Annotated in this window: 10 protein-coding genes; 1 reads left to right on the top strand and 9 read right to left on the bottom strand. The window is 28.9% G+C overall.

The features are described 5' to 3' along the window. Nucleotides 1–167: 167 nt before the first annotated feature. From mltG to ACO6OL_RS03615, 9 genes are read right to left on the bottom strand one after another with little or no spacing between them, the layout of a single operon-like run. On the bottom strand, nucleotides 168–1,298 hold the full coding sequence (gene mltG / locus ACO6OL_RS03655) for an endolytic transglycosylase MltG (protein WP_485502165.1): 1,131 nt from the start codon (nucleotides 1,296–1,298) through the stop codon (nucleotides 168–170). A 3-nt stretch (nucleotides 1,299–1,301) separates the two neighbouring features. Further along, nucleotides 1,302–1,604: a DUF1292 domain-containing protein gene (locus ACO6OL_RS03650; RefSeq protein WP_314086248.1), complete on the bottom strand. Its 303-nt coding sequence runs from the start codon at nucleotides 1,602–1,604 to the stop codon at nucleotides 1,302–1,304. A 25-nt stretch (nucleotides 1,605–1,629) separates the two neighbouring features. Continuing rightward, nucleotides 1,630–2,058 (bottom strand): Holliday junction resolvase RuvX, encoded by a 429-nt coding sequence (gene ruvX / locus ACO6OL_RS03645; protein WP_003145599.1) that lies wholly within the window; start codon nucleotides 2,056–2,058, stop codon nucleotides 1,630–1,632. Next, entirely contained in the window at nucleotides 2,059–2,313 is a 255-nt protein-coding gene (locus ACO6OL_RS03640) for an IreB family regulatory phosphoprotein (RefSeq protein WP_314160230.1), read from the bottom strand. Between the two features lie 15 nt (nucleotides 2,314–2,328). After that, nucleotides 2,329–3,171 carry a DegV family protein gene (locus ACO6OL_RS03635; RefSeq protein WP_485502164.1) on the bottom strand — a complete coding sequence of 281 codons (843 nt, stop codon included), beginning with the start codon at nucleotides 3,169–3,171 and terminating at the stop codon, nucleotides 2,329–2,331. Next, complete coding sequence (locus ACO6OL_RS03630; RefSeq protein WP_485502163.1) at nucleotides 3,172–3,663, bottom strand: dihydrofolate reductase; 492 nt, start codon at nucleotides 3,661–3,663, stop codon at nucleotides 3,172–3,174. 10 nt (nucleotides 3,664–3,673) lie between these two features. After that, nucleotides 3,674–4,612 carry a thymidylate synthase gene (locus ACO6OL_RS03625; RefSeq protein ID WP_485502169.1) on the bottom strand — a complete coding sequence of 313 codons (939 nt, stop codon included), beginning with the start codon at nucleotides 4,610–4,612 and terminating at the stop codon, nucleotides 3,674–3,676. A gap of 6 nt (nucleotides 4,613–4,618) precedes the next feature. After that, on the bottom strand, nucleotides 4,619–5,008 hold the full coding sequence (gene mntR / locus ACO6OL_RS03620) for a transcriptional regulator MntR (protein ID WP_314160227.1): 390 nt from the start codon (nucleotides 5,006–5,008) through the stop codon (nucleotides 4,619–4,621). Between the two features lie 15 nt (nucleotides 5,009–5,023). Then, nucleotides 5,024–5,800, bottom strand: coding sequence for a Nif3-like dinuclear metal center hexameric protein (locus ACO6OL_RS03615; protein WP_485502162.1), 777 nt, complete (start codon nucleotides 5,798–5,800; stop codon nucleotides 5,024–5,026). Between the two features lie 445 nt (nucleotides 5,801–6,245). On the opposite strand from ACO6OL_RS03615, the gene recD2 reads away from it, so the two are divergent. Continuing rightward, on the top strand, nucleotides 6,246–8,582 hold the full coding sequence (gene recD2 / locus ACO6OL_RS03610) for an SF1B family DNA helicase RecD2 (protein ID WP_485502161.1): 2,337 nt from the start codon (nucleotides 6,246–6,248) through the stop codon (nucleotides 8,580–8,582). Nucleotides 8,583–8,632: the final 50 nt, after the last annotated feature.

Below are 8,632 nucleotides of genomic sequence, written 5' to 3'. Positions count from 1 at the left end.
ATATAGCATAGCTTCCTCCTAATTTTCAAAATCAACCGAATTTGACAAAGAACCATAAAAGTAACGACTCGCAAATAGAATTTACAAGTCGCTACTTTCTTTATTAAATTCAGCTTGAAAATAATTCAAACAAAATTCTGACTAATATTCAATTTATAATATCTTAATTAGTTTCCAGCTGGAATATAACCTTCAATATGTTCCTTAGCTAATGTTTCATGTTCAGCATATGTTTTAGAGAAATATGCTTTTCCATCTTTTGTTGCATGTAAGAAATATAAGTAATCTGTATTCTCAGCATTATTTAATGCCTCGTATGAAGCACTTCCAACAGATGAAATTGGACCAGGTGGCAATCCTACAATCACGTAAGTATTATAAGGAGAATTTAACGTTAATTCAGCCTGTGTAGGTGCTCCTGTCAATTTATCAGCTGCATAGTTAGCAGATGGATCTGTCTGTAATTTCATTCCTTGGGCTAATCTATTTAAGAATACACTTGCAATAAGTTTGTTCTCATCAGATTTAGTAGATTCTTTTTCAAGAATACTTGCCATAGTAATATAATCATGAATAGATATTTGCATCTGTTGACCATTTATTTTCCAAGATTTATTATTCTTTTGATATAATGGAACAACTTTTTCATTAGTTAACTTAACCATCTTAGTGATTAAACTTTCTACAGTCTCATTGTCACTAAGATCATAAATTGCTGGATACAGGTACCCTTCTAATGCATATTTAATATCTTTACCGAATACTTCATTAGTGATTAATTCAGGGAATTGTTTTTGTAATTTTTTGATAAATTCCGCATCATTAACCTTCTCTAAAAATTCATCTTTGTTTAATTTAGTCTTTTCCAAATTCTTAGCAATCTTAAGTATGCTATCCCCTTCTATTAAAGCAAATGTATTTCCTGAATTCGCCTTATTTTTAGAACCTAATTCTTGTATAATCTGTGGTAAGCTCATACTTTTCTTTAATTTAAAATTCCCAACATAAAATGAAGTACTAGGTGATAATCTAGAATAGATTTTAAAAACTTCTTCATTTTTGATTAAGCCTTTATTTTTTAATTCCTGCGCAATTTTGGCACTTCCATAATTTTCTTTAATTTCAACAGAAATGTCTTTATTATTGCTTTTATCTACCGGTGTTATCATATAATAGAAAACTGATAAGGCAGCAATTCCTAGAACAACTATAATAGTTAAAATTGTAGGAATAAATGATTTTTTCTTCTTATTTTTTTGCCTTAATTCTCTACTTCTTCTTATTTTATCTTCTCTCATTTTTTACTCACTTTCGTCGTAGTAAAAAGTATCTAATACTTCAGAAATCATATCGTATTCTTCATCTGTTTCGACAGGTTCGAATCTCATTTCATCACCATCTTCAACACATACCATTGGGAAGATACTAATTTCTTCTTCATCAATCGTTTCTTCTTCAGCGAAGATATAGTATAAGTTACCGTTTGTTGGATTAGTAAACTCTAAAATTTTACGGTATTCTTTTTCTTCACCTTCTAATGTACTAAGTGTGTACACCTCTTCAGTATTATCAATACTAATGTTTTTTAAATCTTTCTCTTGCATTTTATTTTCCTCCTGAAATTTTATATTAATTTAATTTATCTAAATATGTCTGTAGTATTAATACCGCAGCCATTTTATCAATAACATTTTTTCTTTTTTTTCTTGAAACATTAGCTTCAAGAAGTACTCTTTCAGCACCCATTGTTGTTAAGCGCTCATCTTGTAGAATTATTTCAACATTCTTTATTTTCTTTTTCAATACTTCTACAAAATATAGTGTTGCTTCCCCTCTAAATCCTACAGAATTATCCATGTTTTTGGGAAGACCCACAACGATAGTTCCAACATTATGTTCCTGAACCAACTCTTTAATTCTTTTTATTTTAAAATCTTTTACCTGCTCATTAATATTTATTGTTTCGATACCTTGAGCAGTAAAACCTAACAAATCACTTACGGCAACCCCAATGGTCTTTGATCCGTAATCTAGGCCCATAATTCTCTTATCTAACATTTACGACTCCTGTATAAAAAAGTATAATAAGTACTCTAGTATATCATCCATTTCTATTAATCTTATTTGCTCTCTAGCATGATTATCCCTAGGAATATACACTGGATCAGCTGTTTTAATATAGCCCATTAATTGATTTATTGGGTCATATCCGCGCTGTTTAATTGTTTCTACAACATTTCTTAAGATGTTGTGAATATCATTTTTATCATAAAAATTGCTATCAAATAATCTTGTTTCATCGAAATTTGTCATAATCTTTACCTCCGATTATACTAACTCTACTAAGATACCTACTGCATTTTCTCCTGTGTGCGTTGAAATAATTGGTGTTGTGGTGAATATCTCTTTTTCATCAACAACATAACCAAATACTTCTTCTAGTTCTGATTTTATCAATGTAACATATTCATCTGCTAATGAATTTGGTAAACTTATACTTTTAATTGTTTTACCTTGTTTTTCTTCTTCAATATGATTAATTAAGGTATGAACTAACTTTTTCTTACCACGAACTTTATCTAAAGCAACCAACTCAGTTTCTTTTAACTGAGTTAAAACTTTAATGTTTAGTAACCCTCCGATTAAAGCTTGTGATTTACTTAGTCTACCACCTTTTACCAAATTGTCAAGTTTATCGATTGTAACATAAGTTAAAATATTCTTAGCTTTTTCTCTTAAATTTTCTGCAATTACCTCTACGTCTAAATTTTCTTCAAGTTGTTTTAGACACTCTTTAAGTAAGAAAACCATACCTCGTGTTGTTGTCTTTGTATCAATAACGTGCACTCCTTCAAATTCTGAGCTTGCAGTAACTGCTGTATTATAAGTTCCACTTAAAGCCGAAGAAAGAGTTAAAACTATAACTTTATATCCTTCTTTAGTCCACTTTTCAAATGCTTCGATAAATTTACCTATAGCTGGCTGACTAGTTGAATAAGTTGATGCTGTCCTCATTCTTTCTATATATTCATCATTACTAATTGTACGATAATCATACTCTGTGCCATCTATATTAATAGTCAGTGGAATTACATCCACATTATATTTTTCAATTTCATCAAAAGTTAAATCACTTGATGAATCAATAATTACTTTTACTTTCTCTAACATTTACTCTTTCCTCTTTCTCTTATAATGCATAAATACAAAATTAAATTCACTATTTTCATCTTTTGAGAATTCTTCCCTACTAATTAAATCCCAATCATTTTCATCAAATTCTGGAAACTTTGTATCAGCCTCAACAACCGTATCCACCTCGGTAATAAACATTTCATCACATTTATGTAAATACTTACTATATACTGTCCCACCACCAAATATATATGCCTTTTCTGTTTCAATATTTTCTAAAATTGAATCATCAGTATACACTTCTATATTTGAATAATGATTTAAAGAATTTTTATCACGAGTAAGAACCCTGTTAATTCTATTAGGTAGAGCTCTACCAATACTGTCTAGTGTTTTCCGCCCCATAATAATCGTCTGATTTGTAGTTAACTCTTTAACTCTCAGCATATCACTTTTTATACGCCATGGTATAGTATTTTCTTGACCTATTGATTTATTTTTATCATATGCAACTATTAGTGATAACATATTATCCCTCCTAAACTGCTATTGGTGCTTTTATAAATGGATGACTTTCATAATTAACAATGTCAACATCCTCAATCTTAAGATTAAAGATACTTTTAAAATCATTAATTTTCACTTTTGGTAACGGATAAGGATCTCTAGACATTTGCTCTGTAACTTGTTCAAAATGGTTTTTATAAATATGTGCATCTCCCAGTGTATGAATAAACTCCCCTACCTCAAGTCCACATTCCTTAGCTACCAAAATAGTAAGAAGTGAATAAGAGGCGATATTAAAAGGTACTCCTAAAAATACATCTCCACTTCTTTGATACAGCTGACAACTTAACTTTCCATCATTTACATAAAATTGGAATAATGAATGGCAAGGTGGAAGAGCCATAGTATCTACTTCCGCTGGATTCCAAGAAGAAACTATTAATCGACGAGAAGATGGATTAGTTTTAATTTGCTCTACTACATTTTTCAATTGATCAATACCATTGAAATCTCTCCATTGTTTTCCATATACATTACCCAAATCACCAAACTTATTAGCGAACTCTTCATCTGAAAGAATTCTTTCTTTAAAAATAGTCATTTGTTCTTTATACTGTTTAGAAAACTCCTCATCTATCAATGTTCTATGCCCAAAATCAGTCATATCAGGTCCAGTATACTCATTACTTTCAATCCATTTCTTAAAAGCCCATTCATTCCAAATGTTATTTTTATTTTCTAATAAAAACTTAATATTTGTATCACCTTTTATAAACCAAAGTAATTCTGACCATACTAAATTAAAATTAACTTTTTTTGTAGTTAATAACGGAAATCCTTCAGACAGATCAAACTTCATTTGGTAACCAAAAACACTTTTAGTTCCAACGCCCGTTCTATCATCTTTCTCAATTCCATTTTGTAAAATATGATTACACAATTTTAAATACTCTTTATCTGCCATTCTAATTCTCCATTACGCTCTATAATTATGTTCTCTCAGATATCTCATCAATTCCTTAATTTTTTCTAAAGAACTTTTACCAAAGTGATGTTCAATACCTTCTACTTCTTCGTAAACTTTATCCTCATCTACTCCGATTAATCTTAGGAAATCTTCTAACAATTCATGTCTTGTTAGTGCATATTCACCCATCTTCTCACCTTGCTCAGTAAGGGCGATACCTCTATATTTCTCATATACAATATACCCTTCAACATCCAATTTTTTCAGCATCTTAGTAACAGTAGATGGATAAACTTCCAATTTCTCAGCTATATCAGCACTTCTCGCATAACCTTTGTTTTTAACTAAAGAATATATTACTTCAATATAATCTTCCATGGTTGGTGTAGCTTTTGCCATATTAGTACTCCTCCTTTATAAAATTTTAAATGGTGATTTCTCGACAGTTGATTTAATAACTTCAACTCCAATTTTAGAAATATAATCTAGTAATAAATCTTTAACTAGACTTTCTGTAAAGTGACCGATATCAATAATATTCTTATTCATTTCAATAGCATCAAGTGCCGTATGATACCCTACATCTCCAGTCAAATATATATCAACCTCAGGTAGTGAATATAGAAAATCAGCCCCACTCCCTCCTAATAATGCAACAGTTCTGACTTCCTTTTCAGAGCCAATAACTGCAGAAACATTATCAAGTGAAAATCTTTCTTTAATATATTTAATAAACTCTTCTATAGCTAGTGGTGTAGGTAATTTCCCAATTCTTCCTAATCCTGCTTCCTTATCTAAGCTATGTTCAAACAATACTTTAATATCAGTTAAATCCAATAACTTAGCTAGATAATCATTTAATCCTAACTTTGCAGAATCTAAATTAGTATGAAACGAAATAACAGAAATATCATTCTTTATTAAATCCCGAATAATATTAGATTTGAAATCACCTGTAAAATCCAATGATTTCAATGGTTTAAATATTAAAGGATGATGAGAGACTATTAAATCAATATTATTGTCAATAGCTTCTTTAACCACTTTAGTTGTGACATCTAAACATACCAAAACTTTATTAACATTATTATTGTAATTACCTAACATTAAGCCTACATTATCCCATTTTTCTGCTAATTTAACATCTGCCAATTCATTTAAATGATTATATACATTTTCTACAGTGATCACAAATCTAACCTCCTTATATTATTATCATTTTATTATAACACTTTATAAAAAATATTGCCATAATGAAACATAGTTTGTAACTAAAATAACATATTTATTTTCTTTAATATTTTTTGCTAAATCTATAAAATTGTAAGTTCAAATAATATTTTTAATAACAATAAAAGATTATCGAAGGAAGTAACTTTAAAAAGGCGATTTTTAGAAAAGAGTGACTCAAAAATCACGATTTCGAAGAAACAAGATTTTATCGGGTACCCTCTGCACAGTTTATTAGATATCTAAAAAATTTTTATAAAGAGAATTTAGATATTAATAAACCGCTGCGGCTATGAGCTTTCATATAGACTCTTTTAAAATTTAGGACTTTTGCTTCAGCACTACTAGACATTTTTTATATATTATATTATTATTGTTCTTATAAAGAAATTAGTAGGAGTTTATTATGCAGACAATAGAAGGTTATTTAAATAAAATTATTTTCCATAACAAAGAGAATAATTATTATATCTTATCAATATTTTTAAATGATCAATATGATTTCGTTGAGGGAGATTATTTAAGTGTTGTTGGAACATTTAACGACTTTGAATTTGTTGAAGATGATTTATACTCATTTAAAGGTGAAATAGTACAACATAGAAAGTACGGTACGCAATTATCTGCAATTGTAGTAGAACCGGTTATAGAAAAAGATAAAGAAGCTATTGTTTCTTATCTTTCAAGCTCTATATTCCAAGGTGTTGGTAGAAAAACTGCAGAATTAATAGTTGATACACTTGGAGTTGATGCATTAGATAAAATTTATGAAGATAAAGAGACTCTATTCAGTATTAAAGGTATCCCAGAACAACGAAAAGATACAATATATGCTACTATTGTTGCAAATAAACAAACCCAAGATATTATATTAAAACTTAATGAATATAATTTAAGCAATAATTTAATTCTTAAAATATATAATTTTTATAAACACAATACCTTACGAACAATCACAGAAAACCCCTATGCTTTAATAAAAGATATAAAAGGAATTAACTTTAAAACTGTAGATAAAATAGCTGAAACTAATGAAATTCCTGCAAATGATCAAAATAGAATTTTATATGGATTTATTTTTACTATCAGCTCATATTGTTTTTCAACAGGTAATACTTACATATCAAAAAATAACCTACTATACAATACATTTAATACATTATATGCATCACGAAACATAGCAGTATCTAAAGAAGATATCTTAAACTCTTACACTTTTGCTTTAGACACTGGAAAATTAGTTGAAATTGAAGATAGGGTGTTTTTACCAGAAATTTATTACTCTGAATACTCTATCTATAGTGACATTAGTAGAAGATTAGAACTCGATGATAATTTTGAAATCAGCGACAGCTTACTTGATAAATATATCGAAGAAGTTGAAGAAGAATTAGAAATCTCTTACGATATAGTACAAATTGCAGCAATCAAAAACTGTATTCTCAATAACTTTTCTATTCTTACCGGTGGACCTGGAACAGGTAAAACTACTATCATACTGGCTGTAATAAAAATCTTCCAGAAAATAAAAAACTATAGTATACATGATTTACTTGATGAGACTAGAAGTATTCTTACTCTATGTGCCCCTACAGGAAAAGCAGCAAAAAGAATGTCAGAAAGTACAGGCTTTTATGCTTCGACAATTCATAAAGCCATCGGTTGGAGTACAGAGGATGAAAACATGGAAGAATTCGTTAGTGAAAAATATATAAAATCTGAACTTGTCATAATTGATGAATCTAGTATGATTGACGTATTCTTAATGTACAATTTACTAAAAATCATTAACAAAGATGCTAAAATTATTCTAGTCGGTGACAATGATCAACTTCCTTCCATTGCTCCAGGTAACGTCCTAAATGACCTGATTAATTCAAAAGCAATTTCGACTGTTAAATTAAATAAAATTTTTAGACAAAGCGAACACTCAAGTATTATTAACATTTCACATTCAATAAAAAATAATATACCATTTGATATATTAGAAAACTTCGATGATAAAGAGTTCATTTCAGCAAACAAAAATGAAATGATAAACGTGATTTCAGCTGTTTATGATGATTTAATAAAAAATTCAAGCAAAGAAAATATTCAAATATTAGCTCCTATATACAAAGGGACAAGTGGTATAAACGAAATTAATACCGCGATTCAAGCAAGATTTAATGATAGTGATGAACAAATTGAATATGGCGAATTAATATATAAAATTAATGATAGAGTTATGCAACTTGTAAATAGACCAGAAGATAATATATTTAACGGTGATATCGGGTATATTCAAGAAGTGTACAAAGAAGGGAACAAAGTAAAAATAGTTATAGATTATGACGGTAATTATGTAACATATGAAAAACAAGAATTAAACCAAATCACACTTTCTTATGCTTGTTCTATTCACAAAGCTCAAGGTTCTGAATTTGAAAATGTTATAATACCATTTATTGATAATTATAATTTTATGCTAAATAAAAATCTAACATATACAGCAATAACGCGAGCTAAGAAAAAACTAATATTATGTGGTAATCCAAATGTTTTTTATAAATCAATTGAGCCAACGAATGTTGTTACTAGACAAACTGCCCTAGAATGGTTTTTCACTACTGATAGAGAAGCAGAAATACAGTCAATAGAATTAGATGAAGAAATTAAAGGATATATACTAGATTTTCAAAATATTAACAATATCGATCCAATGATAGGCATGGATAACATAAAACCAACAGACTTCCTTTAATCATAATAACGAAACCTGGAAATAGAGTTAAATCCACTTCCAGGTTTTGT

It is taken from the genome of Gemella sp. (assembly GCF_057272915.1).
The sequence above is the reverse complement of the archived record's forward strand: the minus strand, read 5'-3'. Positions and strand labels throughout refer to the sequence as shown.

Bases quoted from the DNA above. Each gene is read 5' to 3' on its own strand.
- ACO6OL_RS03640 (WP_314160230.1), bottom strand. From the start codon at position 2,313: ATGACAAATTTCGATGAAACAAGATTATTTGATAGCAATTTTTATGAT.
- ruvX (WP_003145599.1), bottom strand. From the start codon at position 2,058: ATGTTAGATAAGAGAATTATGGGCCTAGATTACGGATCAAAGACCATT.
- ACO6OL_RS03630 (WP_485502163.1), bottom strand. From the start codon at position 3,663: ATGTTATCACTAATAGTTGCATATGATAAAAATAAATCAATAGGTCAA.
- recD2 (WP_485502161.1), top strand. From the start codon at position 6,246: ATGCAGACAATAGAAGGTTATTTAAATAAAATTATTTTCCATAACAAA.
- mntR (WP_314160227.1), bottom strand. From the start codon at position 5,008: ATGGCAAAAGCTACACCAACCATGGAAGATTATATTGAAGTAATATAT.
- mltG (WP_485502165.1), bottom strand. From the start codon at position 1,298: ATGAGAGAAGATAAAATAAGAAGAAGTAGAGAATTAAGGCAAAAAAAT.
- ACO6OL_RS03635 (WP_485502164.1), bottom strand. From the start codon at position 3,171: ATGTTAGAGAAAGTAAAAGTAATTATTGATTCATCAAGTGATTTAACT.
- ACO6OL_RS03650 (WP_314086248.1), bottom strand. From the start codon at position 1,604: ATGCAAGAGAAAGATTTAAAAAACATTAGTATTGATAATACTGAAGAG.